Raw genomic sequence first — 20,460 nt, 5'->3', positions numbered from 1 at the left:
TGACCGAGCCATCCGAGGGGATCAACACCTCAAAGCGTTTGGGATCGATCTGGTCACGGTAGCTCAGGCCGTTGAAGTCCCACACCACGCCAACTTCCACCTCGCCCTTTTCCAGCGTCTGGATGGTCGGGTTGGCCAGCGACAGGCGTTTCTGCTGCGCCAGCTTGGTGAACAGCTGCAGGCCCGGTTCTATGTTGTTCTCGTCACCCTTGTAGGCGATGGCCGCAGCCAGCACACCGTTGGCGGCCTGGGCGGCGGTTCCGACGTCACCGATGGCGACCTTGTACTTGCCTTTTTCAAGGTCATGCCAGGTTTTCGGGCGGTCGCCTTCCTTGACCAGGTCCTTGTTGATGATGAACGCGATGGTGCCGGTATAGGCCAGTGCCCAGTGGCCGTCCTTGTCCTTGGCCCAGTCAGGCACCTGGTCCCAGGTGCCTGGCTTGTACGGCTGGCTGACGCCTTTGGCCACGGCGATGGGGCCGAAGGCGGCACCCACGTCGCCGATGTCGGCGCTGGCGTTGTCCTTCTCGGCTTCGAACTTGGCGATTTCCTGGGCCGAGGTCATGTCGGTGTCGCTGTGCTTGAGGCCGTACTTGCTGGCCAGGTCTTCCCAGGTGCCTTTCCAGTTGGCCCAGGCATCGGGCATGCCCACGCTGTTGATGTTGCCTTCCTTGCGGGCGGCGTCTTCCAGTGCCTTGAGGTCGGTGCCGGCGGCCATGGCCGTGGTACACAGGGCGATGGCCGAACCGAGCAGTGACGCCATGAAGAACTTTTTCATCCGTAGCTCCTTGGGTGGGTGCCTTTTGCGATCGTTGTTATGGGTAAAGCCGTTGCCCGCGACCATTGGTCTAGGTCAGCAAACCTTGAGCCAAGGTAGGCCGCTTGCGTGACAATTTGATGTAGGGAAGGGCCGGCAAGCGCCCTGCAGCTACAGCGTAGACCACCTAATCACCCCGGCCCTGCTGGCTTGGCGCGTTTCTGGCAGTGACTGGCCAAAGCCTTTGTCACAGGATGTTCATCAGCCCTGCCTAGGCTGCACTATTCTCCACATGCCCTGTGCTGGGGCTGGACTAGTCCAGATAGGTAACCTTTCGATGCAGTCGACGCCCCCGCGTGCGGTAACAGCTATCTGCCATGCCCTACAGGAGCAGATCGAGCACGGCTTGCTGGCGCCGGGCGGCAAGCTTCCGGCCGAGCGCCGGCTGAGCGAGGTGTTCGATACCACGCGCATTACCCTGCGCGAGGCGTTGGCGCAGCTGGAAGCCCAGGGGTTGATCTACCGTGAAGAACGCCGTGGCTGGTTCGTTGCGCCGGAGCGGCTGACCTACGACCTGATCGAGCGTAGCCATTTCCATGCCATGGTGCGCGACCAGGGCCGGCTGGCCAGTACCGAGCTGCTGTCGGCGCGGCTGCAGCCGGCATCGGCGGCCATCTGTGCGCGCTTGCAGCTGCCCGCGTTGTCCAGCGTGGTGCGGATTTGCCGGCTACGGCGGATTGACGGCCGCGCGGTGCTGTACGCCGAGCATTACCTCAACCCGCGGTATTTTCCCGAGATTCTGCAGTACGACCTGGCGCAGTCGCTGACCGAGATTTATGGGCGGGTGTATGGCATCCGCTATGGGCAGGTGTGCTTCGAAATCCTGCCGACGGCGCTGCCGGTGGAGGCAGCGGCCGCATTGAAGGTGTCGGTGGGCAGCCCCGGGCTGCACATTACCCGGGTCAACAGTGACCAGCATGGGCACCTGATCGACTGCGACCTGGAGTATTGGCGGCATGATGCCATCCGCATCCGCGCCCAGGCGGGTTGATAGTAGATTCCGGGGCTGCTTTGCAGCCCATCGCCGGCAAGCCAGCTCCCACCTCGACCGCATTGGCTTCCAGCCTTGCGCAGTACCTGTGGGAGCTGGCTTGCCGGCGATAGGGCCTAGCTGGAAGAACCGGTTTCCGCCATCCCCCCACCACCCGCTGTCACCACCTGCACCGACAACCGCGGCGTCGCCAGATCCAGCCCGGCCTCATCGAGCTGCCGCTTCAGCGCCAGGTTGAACGCCCGTGACACCTCCCACTGCTTGATTGGTGCCGTCTTGAACCGCGCCCGCAAGATCGCCGACCCCGACTCGAAGCTTTCGACCCCCTGCAGCTCCAGCGGCGACCAGATATTGCGGCGCATCAGCGGGTCATTGCGCAGCTTCTGGCCGACCTCGCGCACCAGCGTGATCGCCTGGTCGATGTTCATGTTGTGCGGGATCGCGACCCGGAAGATCGCGTAGCCGAACTCCCGCGAGTAGTTCTTGATGCTCTTGATCTCGCTGAACGGGATGGTGTGCACGATGCCATCGATGTCACGCAGGCGCACGGTACGAATGGTCAGCCCCTCCACCGTGCCCAGGTGCCCGCCAACGTCCACGTAGTCGTCGATGGCCAGCGAGTCTTCGATGATGATGAACAGCCCGGTGATCAGGTCGGCCACCAGCGACTGCGCGCCAAAGCCGATGGCCAGGCCGATCACACCGGCACCAGCCAGCAGCGGGGTGACGTTCATGCCCATGTTGGCCAGGGCCACGATCACCGCGATGATGAAAATGACCACGAACATCACGTTGCGGATCAACGGCATCATGGTTTGCGCACGGGCGTTGGCCAGGCCCCGGCGCGAGCGCACCAGGGCATGGTGCACGGCGGTATCGGCGAGGATCCACACCAGCCAGGCGACGATCAACGTGCCGGCCAGACCCAGCAGGCGCAGGCTGATGTCATGGCCATCGCCCTCGGCAAAGCTGATCATCGACAGGCCCCATACACGCAGGCCAAGCTCGATGAACACCAGCCAGATGAACAGGTGCACCAGCAGGTAGCCGAAGTTGCGCAGGCGCTCGGCGTACACCGCCTGGCGCTTGCTGGCCCGCTTGGGGTTGGCCGCATGACGGCGCACCAGGCCGTTGAGCACCATGCACACCACTACCAGCACCGTGCACATCAGCGATTGGCGCAGGGCGGTGCTGGTATCGCCGGCGGATACGAAGGTGGCGAACAGCGAGATGGCCACCAGGATCAGCGCCGGGATGAACCAGAAGCTGCCGAGGATCTCGATGGTATCGCTGAGGGTACGCCGGGTCAGGCGTCGCGACAGCGGCTGGTTGCGGATCAGGTGGGCGATCGGGCGACGGAAACGCAGGATGAACAGCCCGGTGCACAGCGCCGCGATCACGTTGGCCAGGGTCGCCAGGGCGTGCGCCAGGTGCGTGCCCAACGCGACCAGCATGCGGGGGTCGCTCATCGCCTCGCCAAAGGCGGCAAAGCTGCCGATCAGCCACAGCGGGCGGAACGCCTGGTGGCGCAGGATGTGCAGGGCGCGATGGCGGTGCGGGCCGTCGAGCAGCGAGAAGGCGATCACGCAGATGGCCGAGAAGCACGTACCCACCACCAGCGCGTAGGCCAGCACCATGGCCAGCGATTTGCCCAGCGACGGCGGCAGCACGAAGCTCAGGTACACGGTGAACACCAGCGCCACCAGCCACGGCCCGAGCTTGCGCAGGGCAAAGCGCACCAGGTCCCAGGTGCGCGGGTGCTGCGGCAGTTCTTCACTCAGGCCGAAGCGCAGGCGCACCCGGTGGCCAACCCAGTTGAAGGCATAGGCCAGCACGCTCCACACGGCAATGACCGCGGCAAAACCGAACAGGATGGCCGGCCACTGGTGCACCGGTACTATCAGTTCGGTCAATTCGGCCTGGGCCTGTTCTATTTCTGCCGACCAGCGGTGGAACGGGCTGGCATCACCGCTGAACTGCTTTTCGAAATCATGCAGGGCGCCACCGATCAGGCCGAGCACGCCCTGTTCGACATTCGGTTGCGATTGCTTGGTGGCGTCGCGCAGCTTTTTCAGGTCGGCTAGCAGCTTGGCCCGTTGCTGGTCGTTTTCCAGGTTCTTGATCACCTCGTCCAGCGACTTGCCCAGTGGCTCGCTGGCTTCGGGCTGGGCGGGCGCGCTGCCGCCCAGCAGGCCGGGCAGGCCCGCTGCCTGTACCGGAGTGATGAATAGAAACAGCAGCAGGAACAGGTAACGCAGGAGGGCAGGCACGGGCAAAACTACCTCAGGTCAAACGATTGACCGAGTGTAGAGGTTTATGTCGGTAGTTTCTCGAGGATCTTCCAGCAAGTAAGGCCGAAGATGCCCAAGGTGCCGATCCACATCATCAGCACGCCGATGTTGCGTTCGCGCAGGCTGAAGCCGATGGTCAGCAGCATCAGGAACAGGAACACCGGCACGAACAGCGACAGAAACGGGGACATGGAAAGCAATCCTTTTGCAGTGGGGCCATGTAACAAGCATAGCGGCTGGCAAGCGAAGCGGCATTGACCTTGAACAGGCCCGGCCCTATCGCCGGCAAGCCAGCTCCCACAGGTTCCCCATGATGCCTGGGCCTGGGGTTATCCTGTGGGAGCTGGCTTGCCGGCGATAGGGCCGGGCCTGCCCAAATAAATCTCAGGGCAGTTCGCGGCTACGGTAGAAGGCTGTAAGTACTTTCACCAGGTGCGCCAGGTCATGGCTGCCGCACAATTCACGAATCGAATGCATGGCAAAGGTCGGCAAACCGATATCCACCGTGCGCACACCCAGGTGGCTGGCAGTGATCGGCCCGATGGTAGAGCCACAACCCATGTCGCTGCGCACTACAAAGCTCTGCACCGGTACTTCCTCGGCCATGCACAGGTGGCGGAAGAACCCGGCCGTTTCGCTGTTGGTGGCGTAGCGCTGGTTGTTGTTGACCTTGATCACCGGCCCGGCGTTGAGCTTGGGCCCGTGGTTGCTGTCGTGCTTGTCGGCGTAGTTGGGGTGTACGCCATGGGCGTTGTCGGCCGACACCATCAGCGAGCGCTGGATGGTGCGCACGTAAGTATCGCCCTCGGGCAAAAGGCGCTGCAGGGTCTGCTCCAGCATCGGCCCGTCGGCGCCGCAGGCCGAGCAGCTGCCGACTTCTTCGTGGTCGTTGCACACCAGCACGCAGGTCTCGTCACTGTCGGCGGCGAGCAGGGCCTGCAGGCCGGCGTAGCACGACAGCAGGTTGTCCAGCCGCGCGCCGGCGATGAAGTCGCCGTTCAGGCCGATCAGTGCAGCGTCCTGGGTATCGTAGAAGCTCAGTTCGTAGTCCAGCACCACGTCGGCGATCAGTTCGTGCTCGCGGGCCAGTTGTTCGGTGAGCAGGGCGCGGAAGTCGATACGCTCGTCACCTGCCACTTGGGCCAGGATCGGCGGCAACTCGTTCTGCGGGTTGATCATCCAGCCTTCGTTGGCGGTGCGGTTCAGGTGGATGGCCAGGTTGGGGATGGTTGCAATCGGCAGCTTGAAGTCGATCAGCTGGCTTTCGACCTTGCCGTCACGGCGGTAGGTGACGCGGCCCGCCAGCGACAGGTCGCGGTCGAACCAGGGGGCCAGCAGCGCGCCGCCATACACTTCCACGCCCAGTTGCAGGAAGCCCTGGCGCTGCAGTTCAGGCTGTGGCTTGACCCGCAGGCACGGGCTGTCGGTGTGGGCGCCGACCATGCGGATGCCGTTCAGCAGCGGGGCCTGTCTGCCCAGCTTGATGGCGATGATCGAAGAGTCGTTGCGGGTGACGTAATAGCGACCGCCAGGCACCGTGGCCCAACTGTCGCGCTCGTCCAGGCGCTGGTAGCCGGCAGCTTCCAGGCGCTGGGCCAGGCTGGCGGTGGCGTGGAAGGGCGTAGGGGAGGCCTTGAGGAAATCGATAAGGCCAGAATTCAGTACTTCGCGCATAGCTCACTCCAGACAGCAGTGGCGCGAGTTTAACGCAGAATGTCGACAATTTGTGTCTGCATTGCACCCTGCAGGAGCAGCCTTGCCCTGCGAAGAGGCTGCTCCTACCGAGTAGGGTTTGTGGTTAGAACGGCGCCGGGCACTCGAACTTCAACCGCTGCCCGGAAACCGGATGGGTGAAGCTGAGCATCGACGCATGCAGACACAGCCGCTCATGCGCTGCCAGTGCCTCGGGGTTGGCGTACAAGCGATCGCCGAGCAGCGGGTGCCCGATCGACAGCATGTGCACGCGCAACTGGTGCGAACGCCCGGTGATTGGCGTCAGCTCGACCCGGCAGTGGTCAGCGCAACGCTCGACGATGCGCCAGAAGGTCAGCGCATGCTTGCCCTGCTCGTGGTCCACCACATGCCGTGGCTTGGTGGGCGGGTCGTAACGCAGCGGCAGGTCGATGCTGCCGCTCTCCAGCGCCGGCTGGCCCCAGCACAGCGCGGTGTAGGCCTTTTCGGTTTCTCGGTCATGGAACTGGCGCGACAGCTCGCGGTGGCTGTCGGCATCGCGGGCCAGCAGGATGATGCCGGAAGTCTCCCAGTCCAGGCGGTGCACGATCAGCGCGTCGGGGTAGCCGTTTTCCTGCAGGCGGGTGATCAGGCAGTCCTTGTTGTCGTCGGCACGGCCGGGCACCGACAGCAGCAGGGTCGGTTTGTTGATCACCAGGATGGCGGCGTCTTCGTGCAGGATCTGGATGTTGGACAGCGGCATTGCGGCATCTCTGTGATAGCGGGGAAAACCATTGGGGCCGCGTTGCGGCCCATCGCCGGCAAGCCAGCTCCCACAGGTACAGTGCGGACCCTGTGGGAGCTGGCTTGCCGGCGATGGGCTGCAACGCAGCCCCAATGAACCAGGCAGGTCGCTGAATCAGCGATCCGGCAGCGTGATGTTCAGCTCAAGGATCGAGCAGCTGCCCTGGTTTTCCAGCTCGATATGCACGTCATCGTTGCCGATGTTCACATACTTGCGGATCACTTCCAGCAGTTCTTTCTGCAGCGCAGGCAGGTAGTCCGGCTCGCTGCGTTGGCCGCGCTCGTGCGCCACGATGATCTGTAGACGCTCTTTCGCCACCGACGCGCTGGTCTGTTTTTGTCTGCCACGAAAGAAGTCAAAAAGGTTCATGGTTTACTTGCCTCCAAACAGGCGCGCGAAGAATCCTTGCTTCGGCACTTCGATGAACCGCAGGGGCTTTTCTTTGCCCAGCAGACGGTCGACGGTATCGCTATAGGCCTGGCCGGCATCGCTCTGGTCGTCGAGGATGACCGGGATGCCCTGGTTGGAAGCCTTGAGCACAGCCTGGGACTCAGGGATCACACCCTTGAGCTTGATCGCCAGGATCTCTTCGACGTCGGCGATGCTCAGCATTTCGCCCTTTTCCACGCGCTCGGGGTGGTAGCGGGTGATCAGCAGGTGCTCCTTGATCGGCTCTTCGCCTTTTTCGGAGCGGCGCGACTTGCTCGACAGGATACCCAGCATGCGATCGGAGTCACGTACCGAAGACACTTCGGGGTTGGTCACGACAATGGCTTCGTCGGCGAAGTACATCGCCAGGTGCGCGCCTTTCTCGATACCGGCTGGCGAGTCGCAGATGACGTAGTCGAAGGTTTCCTTCAGCTCCATCAGCACTTTTTCGACGCCTTCCTGGGTGAGTGCGTCCTTGTCACGCGTCTGGCTGGCGGCCAGCACGAACAGGTTTTCCAGGCGTTTGTCCTTGATCAGGGCCTGCTGCAGGTTGGCTTCGCCGTTGACCACGTTGACGAAGTCGTACACAACGCGGCGTTCGCAGCCCATGATCAGGTCGAGGTTACGCAGGCCCACGTCGAAGTCGACGATGACGGTCTTGTGGCCGCGCAGTGCGAGGCCGGTACCAATGGCGGCGCTGGTGGTGGTCTTGCCCACACCCCCTTTGCCGGAAGTAACCACGAGAATCTTGGCCAAGGTGTTTCACCCCTAAAATAGTCGGGACAGTCGTCCCTGCAAAAAACTGAAATATCTTGAATAGCTTGAAATAACGGCAACGGTAAAAAAGTTGCTCTAAAAATGCAGGCAAGTATCCGTTAAAGACGGGTGATGTTCAACACGTCGCCAGACAGGCTGACTTGCACGCCAGTTCCCCACAGCGGGTCGCGCCGCAAGTCTTCGCAGACCTTGTACTGGCCGGCGATGGAGACCATTTCGGCGGTCATCTGCTGGCAGAAGATCCGTGCCTTGGTATTGCCTTTGATGCCGGCCAGGGCCCGGCCGCGCATGGCGCCGTACACATGGATGTTGCCATCGGCCAGAAGTTCCGCACCCGGGCTGACCGATGCGGTCACGATCAGATCGCCACCTTGGGCGTAGATCTGCTGGCCGCCGCGCACCGGCGAGGTGATGATCCGGGTCGGGCGCACTTCGGGTTCGGCGACGGGTGGTGGTGGTGGTGGTGGTGCCGGGGCCGGCTCGGGCTGCTTCACCACCTCGGGCTCGGGGTCCAGCGGCCGCTCGCGGGCACCGGACGGTGGCAGCACCGGCAGGTCGATGGCGATGGCGGCGGCGATGTCCTCGATGCGGTTGGCGCGGATGGCCAGGGTGCGCAGGCCATGGTGGCGGCAGATCCGCATCAAGCCGGGCAGGTCGACTGCCCCTTCGCCTGCCGGCAGCTTGTCCAGCGCCAATACCAGCGGCGTGTTGCTGAAGAAGTTCGGTGCCTGGGCGACCTTGGCCGCCAATTGGCGGTCGAGGGCTTCAAGGTCATTGCGCGCCAGTTCCAGCACAGTAATGGCGAGCATGCTGCCCTTGAGCTGGAACACGGAGGCGGTGTCGGGTGTGTGGTTTGGGCTCATGGTCTGCATAGACGGCTTGTTGCGAAAAAAGTGCCCTGACTTATAACGAGAACACCGGTTGCCCGCAACATGCGCTGATCCGTTGTAGAATGCGCGGCCTTTGTCTTTCCGGATGCTTCAATGGAACGCCCGCGTTTTCGTCCCTATTTCCTTCACCCCAAGTTCTGGGGCCTGTGGCTGGGCCTGGGCGTGCTGTGGCTGGTGGTCCAGCTGCCGTACCGGGCCCTGTTGAAAATCGGTGCCGCGCTGGGCGCGGTCATGTACCGCTTTGCCGGTGAGCGCCGGCACATTGCCGCGCGCAACCTGGAGCTGTGCTTCCCGGAGCTGTCGGTCGACGAACGGCAGCGTTTGCTCAAGGCCAATTTCGCCTCCACCGGCATCGCCTTCTTCGAAATGGCCATGAGTTGGTGGTGGCCCAAGGCCAGGCTGGCGCGCCTGGCCCATATCGAGGGGCTGGAGCATCTGCAGGCGGCCCAGCAGGCGGGGCAAGGCGCGATCCTGATGGCGGTGCACTTCACTACCCTGGAAATCGGCGCGGCGCTGCTAGGCCAGCGGCACACCATTGACGGCATGTACCGCGAGCACGGTAACGCGCTGTTCGACTTTATCCAGCGCAGCGGCCGCGAGCGACACAACCTTGACTCGCTGGCGGTGGAACGCGAGGACGTGCGTGGCATGCTAAAGCTGCTGCGTTCGGGCCGGGCCATCTGGTACGCACCCGACCAGGACTACGGCGCCAAGCAGAGCCTGTTCGTACCGTTGTTCGGCATCCCTGCGGCAACGGTTACCGCCACCACAAAGTTCGCCCGGCTGGGCAAGGCGCAGGTGATTCCGTTCACTCAAAGGCGCCTGGAGGACGGCAGCGGCTATCGTCTGGTGATCCACCCGCCGCTGGCAGACTTCCCCGGCGAAAGCGAAGAGGCTGACTGCCTGCGCATCAACCAGTGGGTCGAGGGTGTGTTGCGCGAATGCCCCGAGCAATACCTGTGGGCGCACCGCCGGTTCAAGTCGCGGCCCGAGGGCGCACCGCGGCTGTACGACAAGAAAAAGTCTTGAACCTTGTGTAGGCAGGTCTGGCCTCTTCGCGGGTAAATCGGACCGCCGTACCGCCGCTCCCACACGGGGCTTGCAAAACCGGGGACTGTGGGTATCCCTATGGGAGCGGCGGTGCGGCGGTCCGATTTACCCGCGAACAGGGCGTGCCTGAATACACATCAACCCCAGGAAGGACTCCATGGCCCCACCCGCGGTAACCGGTCTTATCCTTTCAGGGGGCGGCGCCCGCGCCGCCTATCAGGTTGGCGTCCTGGCCGGCATCGCCGAACTGCTGCCCGCCGGCGCGCACAACCCGTTCCCGGTCATTGTCGGCACCTCCGCCGGAGCCATCAACGCCGTCACCCTGGCCAGTGGCGCCACCCAGTTCCATGACGCCGTGCAACGGCTGACCGCTTTCTGGCAGAACTTTCGCAGCCACCTGGTCATCCGCAGCGACTGGCCGGGTGTAGTCCGCCAGGCCAGCCGCTTCGTTGGCCACAGCCTGCTCGGGCTGGGCGCCCAGGCCCCGGTGGCGCTGCTCGACAGCAGCCCCTTGCGCAGCCTGCTGCAAGCGCACCTGAACCTGGACGGTATCAGCCACGCCCTGGCGGCCGAGCAGCTGAGCGCCGTTGCAGTGACCGCTTTCGGCTACGAGTCTGGCCAGGCGGTGACCTTCTACCAGGGCCGCGGCACCATCGAAGGCTGGTTGCGCCACCGCCGCATCGGCGTGCCCACGGCGCTGACCATCGACCACCTGCTGGCCAGCGCGGCGATCCCGCTACTGTTCGCCCCGGTGCAGCTGGGCGACGAGTATTACGGTGACGGTGCTGTGCGCCAGTCGGCGCCGATCAGCCCGGCCTTGCACCTGGGCGCCAGCCGGGTGCTGGTGGTGGGGGTGAGTGGCAACCCCCAGCGGCCGGCGCCACCCTTGCCGACCCAGCGGGTGTTCAGTGGGCAGCAGCCGAGCCTGGCACAGATCGGCGGGCACATGCTCAACAGCACCTTCATCGACAGCCTGGAAGACGACATCGAACTGCTACAGCGCCTGAATCACCTTAGCCGGCTGTTGCCCGCACACCTGGATGCGCGACACCTGGGGCTGGCGCCGATCGAGGTGCTGGTGGTGGCGCCCAGCCAGCCGCTCGATGAGATCGCCGCACGGCACCGGCGCGAGTTGCCGGCGGCACTGCGGCTGTTCTTGCGCGGGCCGGGGGCCACGCGCACCAGCGGGGCAGGGGTGTTGAGCTATTTGCTGTTCGAGGCCAGCTACTGCAGCGAGCTGATCGAGCTGGGGCGGCGCGACGCCCTGGCCAAGAAGCGGGAGTTGTGTCTGTTCCTGGGAATTTGAGGTTGCTTGTTCGGGTGGTTCTCAAGGGGATCGCGTCAGGGCTTACAGATGTCAGCCCTGATGCGGTCCCTGTGCCCAGATCAGTCCTACTCAGCTATCTGCAACTTCCTCGACTGGGTATACACATAACGCACCTTCTCGTACTCGAACGGCGAGTTCAGCTGGCCATAGCGGAATTTGGTGGTATAGCGCTTGTCCACCACCTGCAGCGCGAAGATCTCCGGGTGGTCAGTGCTGGCCTCGGGCACGTTCAGGTAGTTGATCGCCTGCTCACCCGCATAGTCCACCACCAGGCCGGTGGTATCGCGCAGGTTCGATGGGCCCAGCACCGGCAGCATCAGGTACGGCCCGTCTGGTACGCCGTAGAAGCCCAGGGTCTGGCCGAAATCTTCGCTCTGGCGTGGCAGCCCCATGCTGGTCGCCGGGTCCCACAACCCACCCACGCCGATGATGGTGTTGAACATCAGCCGTGCGGTGATCTCTGCCGAACGCTTGGCCTTGAGTTGCAACACGCTGTTGAACAGGTTCGGCACATCGCCCAGGTTGTTGAAGAAGTTGCTCACCCCGGTGCGCACGAAGCGCGGGGTGACGTACTGGTACCCGCTCACCAGCGGCAGCAGCACCCACTGATCCAGACGGTAGTTGAAGTGGTAGACGCGACGGTTGATCGACTCCAGCGGGTCGTACACGTTCAGCGCCTCCAGGGTGGAGCGCTCGAACTCGCGCTGGTCCAGCCCCGGGTTGAATTTCAGCTCACGCAGCGGGTCGATGAAGCCGTCGGCTTCCGGCACCAGAGGCGCTGTACCCATCACCTGCGGGTCGCCCTCGACCACGCTGGCGCGGGGCGCGGTTTCGGCCGCCAGCGCGTGGCCGGCGACGAGCAGGGCAGTGGCGAAGAGGAGTTTGTTAACCACGGAAGAACTCCAGCATGGCGTCACTGTTGACGCGGTAGTTGAGGTTGCCGCAATGGCCGCCATGGGGGTAAAGGGTCAGCCGGTCACCGAACACCTTGCGCAGGAAGCCGATGTCGCCCGGGCCGAGGATGACATCGTCGGCGTTGTGCATCACGGCGATCTTGTCGCTGCTGCGCAGGTAGTCTTCCAGGGCATACAGGCTGACCTGGTTGACCAACTGCAGGATGCTGTTGCCGTCGGTGCGGGCGCGCCACATGGGGATGACCTGCTCGGTCATGTAGCAGTCGAAGTCGCACTGCAGGGCGCGCTTGAAGAACGGCGTGAGGCTGCTGCCCTCGGTGATCGGGAACTTCGGCGGAATGATCAGGCCGCGGCGGTTGATCAAGTCGGAGGTGAAGGCAATGTCGGCCGCCGAGAAGCGGAACGAGGTGCCAATCAGCATCGCCATCTGCTCGTTGGACAGGTGCTGTTTCGACTGCTGGAAGTCGTACAGCAGCGCTTCATTCAGATCGATATAACCCTTGTCCTGGAAGTAGCGCGTCAACTTGGTCAGCATCAGTTCGTAGAACGTGGTGCTGCGGTCGATGCCCTTGACCTGGGTTTGCACCAGTTTGTCGAGGTTGTTGATGGAGGTGTAAAGGTTCACCGGCGGGTTCAGCAGCAGCACGCGCTTGAAGTTGAAGCTGCGGCGGGTTTCGTCCAGGTGGCTGACAAAGGCGGCATCGAGTGCCCCCAGGCTGTAGCCGGTGAGATAGAAATCTTTGACGGGCAGGCGCGGGTGCTGGGCGCGTACGGCCTGCATCACCCGGTACATGTCTTCGGCGTCTTCCTTGCTGATACCGGGGGTGGCGAAGCGTGAGGCGGCGCTCATGAAGTCGTAGCTGGTGGGCGACGACAGTTGCACCACATGGAAGCCGCCCTGGTAGAACAGCTTTTTCAGGTATTCGTTGATGCTGCTGCTGTACGGGGCGCCGGTACCGGCGATGATGAAGATCAGGGGCGCCTCGTGGTCCTGGCGGGCCAGGCGATACTTGAGCTTTTTCACCGCCCAGAAGTTGTCGGGCAGGGTGAACTCACGCTCGGGGCGCAAGGTGAGGCTGTAGTCGGACTGGTTGATTTCGTCGTCGCTGGGCAGGGTGGGGCGCTGGTCCGGCGGGGTGGTGGCGATGGTCGCCTCGAACGGGTTGGTCAAGGGGTAGCCATAGCTTGCGGCGTCGATATCTCGCGCTGAAGCGGCCACAGCCATGAGCAGGCCGCCGAGCAGGGCAGCGAGGCGCAAAGATAGATGCATGTATTCCCCCAAAAGAACGCAAGGTCGAGCAGTGTGCAGGCTAGGACCACATCCTACCGGGCAAAGTTGCCAGGTGCGCCTGCCTTTGGTGTGCTTGTTATCTGCAACATAGCTGCAGAGCCATGATTTTGCCTTAGAACCGGGCTTGAGTGATCATGGATACTTTCGATTACCGCTATGGGAAAAAACAGGATGTCTCGTTCGCTGCCCGCTGCATTGCTCGTGCTGTTTCTGGGGCTGTGGCTCGCGGCCAGTTATGGCGTGCGCTACGGGCTGATGGAGGACGGCCAGTGGGTGGGGCTGTGCACCGCGCCAGCGATGTACTGGCAGTGCGAGGTGCGTTCGTTGCTGGGGTTGGGCATCCATCACCAGGTGATGGCCTGGGGCGGGCTGGGGCTGGCGCTGCTGGCGCAGGTGGTCGCCGGCCGCGCCGGTTGGTGGTTGGCGGTGCTGGCCCTGGTGTTCGCGGTGCCGGCGCTGGTGCTGTATACCGCCAGCATTGCCGTGTTTGCGCTGGTACTGGCGGGGTTGCGGTTGGTCAGGCAGCCCTCTCGCTAAGCTGCTGCAACTACGACTGTGGGCGCAACTGTCTTGCGCAAGATTTAAAAAGCGTGCGTGATCCCTGTGGGAGCGGCGGTGCGGCGATCCGATTTACCCGCGAAGAGGCCGGACCTGCCGGCCACTATCCTTGGGCATTCACCGTTGTCTCCGCCACCGCATTCGCGGGTGAACCCGCTCCCACCAGGCGCCGTGTTTGCCCAGAACCCAGCCTGGTAATCAGGCGTGGCGCAACCGCAGGCTGCGCCACAAGGCTGCCGTCATCAGCACACTCACCAGTGCCCAGGCCCAGGCCTGCTGGTTTTCCAGCCCTTCAACGAACAACTGCGGCGCCACCCCAGCACCGACGATGAACGCCAGCAACGCCACCTCCGCCCGTCGCGCGCGCACCGGCCGCAGCACGTAGACCACTGCCGGTAACGCCAGCGCCGCGCTGGGGAAGCTGCGGTAGCGCGGGTCGAACACCATCGCCAGCATGCTCACCGCCGCCGCAAAACCCGCCGCCAGCAGCAACCAGCCGGCCTGCGCCTGCAGCCAGGCGTACAGACGCTCGCGCCAGCCCGTCCGCTGTGCCAAGGCAAGCACCCCATGGGCCAGCACCAGCAGGTTCAGCCCCGCCAGCACTACCGCCCACAGCCATTCCCCGGCAAACCGCGCATGGGTGCGCATCAACTCGCCCCATAATCCCAGGCAGCCCGCACCAAACGCGGCCAGCAGCGGCAGCAACACGGCAGCCTGCACTGTGGCGGGGCGCCCGGCGAGTAGCAGCATGGCCGCCATCAGCAGCGCACTGGCCAGCAACCATTGCGGCCAGTAGGGCAGGTTGCTGACCGGCCCTTCGAGCACGCCCTTGTCCTGCCGGTTGGCATCGTACAGCCCCCAATAACCGCCCACCGCGCCCTCGTTGGCACGCTTCCAGGGCTGGTCGAAGGCCTCGATCAGGTTGTAATGCCAGCCGTTGCTTTCCGCCATCGCAACGAAGCCGCGAATGAAGCGCGCTTCGTTGACCCGGCTGGGCACTGCGGTTTCGCGCTGCCGGCCTTCGCTGGGCCAGCCAGTTTCGCCGATCACGATATCCTTGGGCGCGAAGCGCGTGCCGAACACCCGGCGCACATCGGCCACGTGGGCCAGGGCATCGTCGATGCCGCGTGGGTCGTCTTCCCAGTAAGGCAGCAGGTGGATCGTGAGGAAGTCGACCGCAGGTGCCACCTGCGGATGCTGCAGCCAGAACTCCCACACATCGGCATAGGTAACCGGTACCTGCACCTGGCTTTTCACCTTGGCGATCAGCTTGGCCAGGTGAGCGCCGGTAACTTCCTTGCGCAGCAGCGTCTCGTTGCCGACGATCACGGCAGTGACCACGTCGGGGTTGGCGTTGGCAGCGGCGATCAGCAGGTCGATTTCCTTGGCCGTGTCCGCCGCGTGGGCATTGACCCAGGCCCCGAGCATCACCTTCAGGCCATGCTTGCGCGCCAGCCCCGGGAGCGCTTCGAGGCCGGTTTGCGAATAGGTACGGATGCACTGGAACCGTTCAGCCAGCAACGCCAGGTCGGCATCCATCCGCTCCGGGCGCAGGTGAAACGGCTGGTCGTAGGGCGACTGGTCCTTGTCGAACGGTGTGTACGAAGCGCATTGCAACTTGTGCGTGGGGCTGGCCGCATCGGCCAGGTGCACCGGCTTGCCAAGCCCGTACCAGAGGCCTGCGAGGCCAAGCAGGGCCAGCAGGCAGGTAAGCAGGTACAACGGCAGCAGCAGGCGAGCAGAACGGGGCATCGGGCGGTCCATCGTCAGGCACAAAAGGGTAGATAGTAGCCCGGCGCCAAGACTTTGGCATGCAAGGATCGCGCAGGTCGGTGTAGGCAGATGGCGCTAATGGCACAGTGCTGTCGCATATGAGGCGGGTACAGGTCGCAGGCGGATCAGGTCGACTGGTGTGACAGGCAGATGATGCAATCTCCAAGACCTGACGAGGGGATGCTTTGATGGCAGCTTTGAGAAGAATGCGACGTGTCCTGGGCGTGGGAACCGCCCTGGTATTGGCCATGAGCGGTGCACAGGCAATGGCCAAGGAAGTAAGCATCGGTTACGTGGATGGTTGGGCCGACAGCGTGGCGACCACCAACGTGGCCGCCGAAGTGATCAAGCAGAAGCTCGGCTACGACGTGAAGCTGCAGGCCGTGGCCACGGGCATCATGTGGCAGGGCGTGGCGACCGGCAAGCTCGATGCCATGTTGTCGGCCTGGTTGCCGGTGACTCACGGCGAGTACTGGACCAAGAACAAGGACAACGTGGTCGACTACGGCCCCAACTTCAAGGACGCCAAGATCGGCTTGATCGTCCCCGAGTACGTCAAGGCGGTGAGCATCGCCGACCTCAAGACCGACAACAGCTTCAAGCAGAAGATCGTCGGCATCGACGCCGGCTCCGGGGTCATGCTCAAGACCGACCAGGCCATCAAGGACTACGACCTGACCGGTTACAAGCTGCAGGCCAGCTCTGGCGCGGCGATGACTGCAGAGCTGGGACGTGCCTATGCCAAGCAGCAGTCGATCGCGGTGACCGGTTGGGTGCCGCACTGGATGTTTGCCAAGTGGAAGCTGAAGTTCCTCGAAGACCCGAAAGGCGTGTATGGCGCGGCCGAAACCGTGAACAGCATCGGCAGCAAGGAACTGGCGACCAAGGCGCCGGAAGTGGCGGAGTTCCTGAAGAAATTCAACTGGCAGTCGAAAGACGAGATTGGCGAAGTGATGCTGGCGATTCAGGAAGGCGCCAAGCCTGAAGCGGCGGCCAAGGACTGGGTGGCCAAGCACCCTGATCGCGTCAAGGAGTGGACCGGCAAGTAACTACCTGCAAGGGCCAGTTTGCTTCTTCGCGGGCTCGCCCGCTCCCACACGGATATCACTGCCCTCAGGCCTCGTGATACCCCTGTGGGAGCGGGCATGCCCGCGAAAGGGCCGTCAGTTTGTTACGCAATTGGTAAAACACCGTTGCATCTAAGACTAAGGTCGTCTGGTTGGCGTCCAGCAGCCGCATAAAGTAAGGGTGTGGGTTCCATCCCCTATCTGTGCTGCTAGGACAAAAACAATGAACGACAGCATTTACCTCTCGATACAAAACAGCCCCCGCTTCAAGGAGCTGGTCACCAAACGCGAACGGTTCGCCTGGATCCTCTCGGCGATCATGCTCGGCCTGTACTGCGCCTTCATCCTCCTGATTGCCTACGGTCCTCATATCCTGGGCGCCAAGCTCAGCCCTGAGTCGTCGATTACCTGGGGTATCCCCCTGGGTGTTGGCCTGATCATTTCGGCATTCGTCCTGACCGCCATCTACGTGCGCCGCGCCAACGGCGAGTTCGATGAGCTGAACAAGGCCATCCTGAAGGAGGCGCAACAATGATCCGCCATGCCAAAACCTTGGCCGTACTGGCCTGCGGAGCCTTCGCACCCGCCGTGTGGGCCGCCGATGCCCTGACCGGCGAGGTGCAGAAACAACCGCTGAACGTTTCGGCGATCGCCATGTTCGTGGCCTTTGTCGCCTTCACCCTTGGCATCACCTACTGGGCCTCCAAACGCAACAAGTCTGCCGCTGACTACTATGCCGCCGGCGGCAAGATCACCGGTTTCCAGAACGGCCTGGCGATTGCCGGCGACTACATGTCGGCCGCCTCGTTCCTGGGCATTTCCGCGTTGGTGTTCACCTCTGGCTACGACGGCCTGATCTACTCCATCGGCTTCCTGGTCGGCTGGCCGATCATCCTGTTCCTGATCGCCGAACGCCTGCGCAACCTGGGCAAGTACACCTTTGCCGACGTCGCCTCTTACCGCCTCGGGCAAAAGGAGATCCGTACCCTGTCGGCCTCCGGTTCGCTGGTGGTGGTGGCGTTCTACCTGATCGCGCAGATGGTGGGTGCCGGCAAGCTGATCGAGCTGCTGTTCGGCCTGGACTACCACGTGGCGGTGATCCTGGTGGGTATTCTGATGTGCCTGTACGTGCTGTTTGGCGGCATGCTGGCCACCACCTGGGTACAGATCATCAAGGCCGTGCTGTTGCTGTCCGGTGCCAGCTTCATGGCGCTGATGGTGATGAAACACGTGAACTTCGACTTCAACACCCTGTTCTCCGAAGCGATCAAGGTGCATGCCAAGGGTGAAGCGATCATGAGCCCAGGCGGCCTGGTCAAGGACCCGATCTCGGCCTTCTCGCTGGGCCTGGCGCTGATGTTCGGTACCGCCGGCCTGCCACACATCCTGATGCGCTTCTTCACCGTCAGTGACGCCAAGGAAGCCCGCAAGAGCGTGCTGTATGCCACCGGCTTCATCGGCTACTTCTACATCCTTACCTTCATCATCGGCTTTGGCGCAATCCTGCTGGTCAGCACCAACCCGGACTTCAAGGACGCCGCCGGCGCCCTGCTGGGTGGCAACAACATGGCAGCGGTGCACCTGGCCAACGCCGTGGGTGGCAGCGTGTTCCTCGGCTTCATCTCGGCCGTGGCTTTCGCCACCATCCTGGCGGTGGTTGCCGGCCTGACCCTGGCAGGCGCCTCGGCGGTGTCCCACGACCTGTATGCCAGCGTCTGGCGCAAGGGCAAGGCCAACGACAAGGATGAGATCCGCGTCTCGAAGATCACCACCATCGCCCTGGGCGTGCTGGCGATCGGCCTGGGTATCCTGTTCGAGAAGCAGAACATCGCCTTCATGGTCGGCCTGGCATTCTCGATTGCTGCCAGCTGCAACTTCCCGGTGCTGCTGCTTTCGATGTACTGGAAGAAGCTGACCACCCGCGGCGCGATGATCGGCGGCTGGCTGGGCCTGGTAAGCGCGGTGACCCTGATGATTCTCGGGCCTACCATCTGGGTACAGATCCTCGGCCATGAAAAGCCGATCTACCCGTACGAGTACCCGGCGCTGTTCTCGATGGCCATCGCCTTCGCCAGCATCTGGTTCTTCTCGGTCACCGACAAGTCCAAGGCGGCTGATGACGAACGGGCGCTGTTCTACCCGCAATTCGTGCGGTCGCAGACTGGCCTGGGCGCTTCGGGGGCTGTTTCGCACTGATTCGCCGGGCAATAAAAAAACCGCGCTCAGGCGCGGTTTTTTTATTGGTTCAGGGCTAGATCATGCCTAATAACAACAACACCAGCAGGACCACCAGCACTACGCCAATGATGCCGGACGGGCCATAGCCCCAGCTGCGCGAGTGCGGGAAGACTGGTAAGCCACCAATCAGCAGCAGGATCAGGATGATGATGAGAATCGTGGTCATGACGGAGTCCTTGCGTGGTTGAGGGTCAAGGGCCTCGGACTGCTGGCCTCTTGTAAGTTCGGACTGTTGCCGCTTGTGAAAGATTCCATTGATGTGCGCCGACACCGGCCTCTTAGCAGCACAGTCATGCTCCCCCATTCACTACCCTGATTAACCCTGCTGACCCCCCGGCCCTTGTTTAGACTGCCTCCATTGCTCATCAGAACAAGGCTAGCCACCATGCAAAACCGCATCATGATCACCGGCGCCGGGTCCGGCCTCGGTCGCGAGATCGCCCTGCGCTGGGCACGTGAGGGCTGGCGCCTGGCGTTGGCCGATGTCAACGACGCCGGCCTGGGCGAAACCCTGGAACAGGTTCGCGCGCTCGGTGGCGAAGGCTTTGTGCAGCGCTGCGACGTGCGCGACTACAGCCAGCTGACTGCCCTGGCCCAGGCCTGCGACGAGAAGTTCGGCGGCATCGATGTGATCGTCAACAACGCCGGGGTCGCCTCGGGCGGGTTCTTTGCCGAACTGTCGCTGGAAGACTGGGACTGGCAGATCGCGGTCAACCTGATGGGCGTGGTCAAAGGCTGCAAGGCCTTCCTGCCGCTGCTGGAGCGCAGCAAGGGGCGCATCATCAACATCGCCTCGATGGCCGCGCTGATGCAGGGCCCCGGCATGAGCAACTACAACGTGGCCAAGGCGGGCGTGCTGGCGCTGTCGGAGAGCCTGCTGGTCGAGTTGCAGCAGCTGGAGGTGGCCGTGCATGTGGTGTGCCCGTCGTTCTTCCAGACCAACCTGCTGGACTCGTTCCGCGGGCCGAACCCAGCCATGAAGGCGCAGGTGGGCAAGCTGCTGGAAGGTTCGCCGATCAGTGCTGCCGATATTGCCGAGTATATCCACCAACAGGTCGCCGCCGGCGAGTTCCTCATACTGCCGCACGAGGCCGGGCGCCAGGCGTGGCAGTTGAAGCGCGAGGCCCCCGAGCGGCTGTACGAAGAGATGGCCGAAATGGCGGTAAAAATGCGCTCGAAAGCTCAATCGCGCTGACCTGTCTGTAGGGCAATTTACCCGCAAATGTAGGGCGCTTCTGATTCGCAGTAGAGCTATTGAGTAGCCAAATGCTTACGAGGCAGGCTCCGGTTTTCCCTTTGCAGGAGGATCGGAACATGCTGGTAATAGGGCGTGAAGTAGGCGAGATCATCGTGATTGGTGATGACATCCGCATCATGGTGGTGGAGACGCGGGATGGCGTGGTGCGCTTGGGGATCGATGCCCCGCGCGAGGTGCAGGTGCATCGGGCCGAGGTGTACAAGCGCATCAAGGAAGGCGAAAAGTGCAAGACCCGAAGGGCCTGATGTCGCCTGTACCCGCTTGGACACCCGTGCTGTCAGTCGAGCAGCTCGCGCGGCACATCATGCTTGGC

Annotated in this window: 21 protein-coding genes; 9 read left to right on the top strand and 12 right to left on the bottom strand. The window is 63.1% G+C overall.

The features are described from left to right. The coding region (locus tag HP547_RS13590) for an ABC transporter substrate-binding protein (protein WP_172286558.1) at positions 1-778 on the bottom strand (778 nt) is incomplete at its 3' end. Between the two features lie 316 nt (positions 779-1,094). On the opposite strand from HP547_RS13590, the gene HP547_RS13585 reads away from it, so the two are divergent. Beyond that, positions 1,095-1,808 carry a UTRA domain-containing protein gene (locus tag HP547_RS13585; protein ID WP_172224875.1) on the top strand — a complete coding sequence of 238 codons (714 nt, stop codon included), beginning with the start codon at positions 1,095-1,097 and terminating at the stop codon, positions 1,806-1,808. A gap of 116 nt (positions 1,809-1,924) precedes the next feature. On the opposite strand, the gene HP547_RS13580 is transcribed toward HP547_RS13585, so the two are convergent. From HP547_RS13580 to minC, 7 genes are all read right to left on the bottom strand, one after another. After that, positions 1,925-4,078, bottom strand: coding sequence for a mechanosensitive ion channel family protein (locus HP547_RS13580; protein WP_172224873.1), 2,154 nt, complete (start codon positions 4,076-4,078; stop codon positions 1,925-1,927). Between the two features lie 44 nt (positions 4,079-4,122). Continuing rightward, a complete protein-coding gene (locus tag HP547_RS13575) occupies positions 4,123-4,290 on the bottom strand; it encodes a hypothetical protein (RefSeq protein WP_011532728.1) in 168 nt (55 codons plus the stop codon). Between the two features lie 193 nt (positions 4,291-4,483). Further along, positions 4,484-5,773 (bottom strand): M18 family aminopeptidase, encoded by a 1,290-nt coding sequence (locus HP547_RS13570; RefSeq protein WP_172224870.1) that lies wholly within the window; start codon positions 5,771-5,773, stop codon positions 4,484-4,486. Between the two features lie 124 nt (positions 5,774-5,897). Further along, positions 5,898-6,533 carry an RluA family pseudouridine synthase gene (locus HP547_RS13565; RefSeq protein WP_172224869.1) on the bottom strand — a complete coding sequence of 212 codons (636 nt, stop codon included), beginning with the start codon at positions 6,531-6,533 and terminating at the stop codon, positions 5,898-5,900. Positions 6,534-6,689: 156 nt separating this feature from the next. Continuing rightward, positions 6,690-6,944, bottom strand: a complete 255-nt coding sequence (gene minE / locus HP547_RS13560) for a cell division topological specificity factor MinE (protein WP_003252572.1) — start codon at positions 6,942-6,944, stop codon at positions 6,690-6,692. A 3-nt stretch (positions 6,945-6,947) separates the two neighbouring features. Further along, positions 6,948-7,760: a septum site-determining protein MinD gene (gene minD / locus HP547_RS13555; protein ID WP_016485323.1), complete on the bottom strand. Its 813-nt coding sequence runs from the start codon at positions 7,758-7,760 to the stop codon at positions 6,948-6,950. A gap of 119 nt (positions 7,761-7,879) precedes the next feature. After that, positions 7,880-8,653 carry a septum site-determining protein MinC gene (minC, locus tag HP547_RS13550; RefSeq protein ID WP_172286557.1) on the bottom strand — a complete coding sequence of 258 codons (774 nt, stop codon included), beginning with the start codon at positions 8,651-8,653 and terminating at the stop codon, positions 7,880-7,882. A 111-nt stretch (positions 8,654-8,764) separates the two neighbouring features. Between minC and HP547_RS13545 the strand changes: the two genes are divergently transcribed. Both HP547_RS13545 and HP547_RS13540 read left to right on the top strand, forming a co-directional pair. Beyond that, on the top strand, positions 8,765-9,700 hold the full coding sequence (locus HP547_RS13545) for a lipid A biosynthesis lauroyl acyltransferase (protein ID WP_172224865.1): 936 nt from the start codon (positions 8,765-8,767) through the stop codon (positions 9,698-9,700). A 178-nt stretch (positions 9,701-9,878) separates the two neighbouring features. Beyond that, positions 9,879-11,027, top strand: a complete 1,149-nt coding sequence (locus HP547_RS13540) for a patatin-like phospholipase family protein (protein WP_172224863.1) — start codon at positions 9,879-9,881, stop codon at positions 11,025-11,027. An 86-nt stretch (positions 11,028-11,113) separates the two neighbouring features. On the opposite strand, the gene HP547_RS13535 is transcribed toward HP547_RS13540, so the two are convergent. Both HP547_RS13535 and HP547_RS13530 read right to left on the bottom strand, forming a co-directional pair. Further along, the gene (locus HP547_RS13535; protein ID WP_172286556.1) at positions 11,114-11,941 is read right to left on the bottom strand and encodes an MlaA family lipoprotein; all 828 of its coding nucleotides are present in this window, start codon (positions 11,939-11,941) and stop codon (positions 11,114-11,116) included. Beyond that, positions 11,934-13,232, bottom strand: a complete 1,299-nt coding sequence (locus HP547_RS13530; RefSeq protein WP_172286555.1) for a serine/threonine protein kinase — start codon at positions 13,230-13,232, stop codon at positions 11,934-11,936. The genes HP547_RS13535 and HP547_RS13530 overlap by 8 nt, the downstream gene beginning before the upstream one ends. Positions 13,233-13,424: 192 nt before the next feature. On the opposite strand from HP547_RS13530, the gene HP547_RS13525 reads away from it, so the two are divergent. Then, complete coding sequence (locus tag HP547_RS13525; protein ID WP_172231647.1) at positions 13,425-13,790, top strand: hypothetical protein; 366 nt, start codon at positions 13,425-13,427, stop codon at positions 13,788-13,790. Between the two features lie 219 nt (positions 13,791-14,009). On the opposite strand, the gene HP547_RS13520 is transcribed toward HP547_RS13525, so the two are convergent. Then, complete coding sequence (locus HP547_RS13520) at positions 14,010-15,575, bottom strand: beta (1-6) glucans synthase (protein WP_172286554.1); 1,566 nt, start codon at positions 15,573-15,575, stop codon at positions 14,010-14,012. Between the two features lie 197 nt (positions 15,576-15,772). On the opposite strand from HP547_RS13520, the gene HP547_RS13515 reads away from it, so the two are divergent. The 3 genes from HP547_RS13515 to HP547_RS13505 all read left to right on the top strand — a co-directional run bounded on the left by HP547_RS13515 (position 15,773) and on the right by HP547_RS13505 (position 18,847). Continuing rightward, positions 15,773-16,633 (top strand): glycine betaine ABC transporter substrate-binding protein, encoded by an 861-nt coding sequence (locus tag HP547_RS13515; protein WP_172286553.1) that lies wholly within the window; start codon positions 15,773-15,775, stop codon positions 16,631-16,633. Between the two features lie 241 nt (positions 16,634-16,874). Further along, entirely contained in the window at positions 16,875-17,186 is a 312-nt protein-coding gene (locus HP547_RS13510; RefSeq protein WP_172232781.1) for a DUF485 domain-containing protein, read from the top strand. After that, entirely contained in the window at positions 17,183-18,847 is a 1,665-nt protein-coding gene (locus tag HP547_RS13505; protein ID WP_172286552.1) for a cation acetate symporter, read from the top strand. The genes HP547_RS13510 and HP547_RS13505 overlap by 4 nt, the downstream gene beginning before the upstream one ends. Before the next feature lie 55 nt (positions 18,848-18,902). On the opposite strand, the gene HP547_RS13500 is transcribed toward HP547_RS13505, so the two are convergent. Next, positions 18,903-19,055 carry a DUF3309 family protein gene (locus HP547_RS13500; RefSeq protein ID WP_013971433.1) on the bottom strand — a complete coding sequence of 51 codons (153 nt, stop codon included), beginning with the start codon at positions 19,053-19,055 and terminating at the stop codon, positions 18,903-18,905. A 219-nt stretch (positions 19,056-19,274) separates the two neighbouring features. Here HP547_RS13500 and HP547_RS13495 point away from each other — a divergent pair, with 219 nt between their 5' ends. Then, positions 19,275-20,084 (top strand): SDR family oxidoreductase, encoded by an 810-nt coding sequence (locus tag HP547_RS13495; protein ID WP_172286551.1) that lies wholly within the window; start codon positions 19,275-19,277, stop codon positions 20,082-20,084. A gap of 119 nt (positions 20,085-20,203) precedes the next feature. Next, positions 20,204-20,392 (top strand): carbon storage regulator CsrA, encoded by a 189-nt coding sequence (csrA, locus tag HP547_RS13490; RefSeq protein ID WP_172233261.1) that lies wholly within the window; start codon positions 20,204-20,206, stop codon positions 20,390-20,392. Positions 20,393-20,460 lie beyond the last annotated feature (68 nt).

This window comes from Pseudomonas sp. CM27 (assembly GCF_013179515.1).
Classification (GTDB): domain Bacteria; phylum Pseudomonadota; class Gammaproteobacteria; order Pseudomonadales; family Pseudomonadaceae; genus Aquipseudomonas.
Note: the sequence above shows the minus strand (reverse complement) of the source record. Positions and strands in the feature narration are given on the sequence as shown.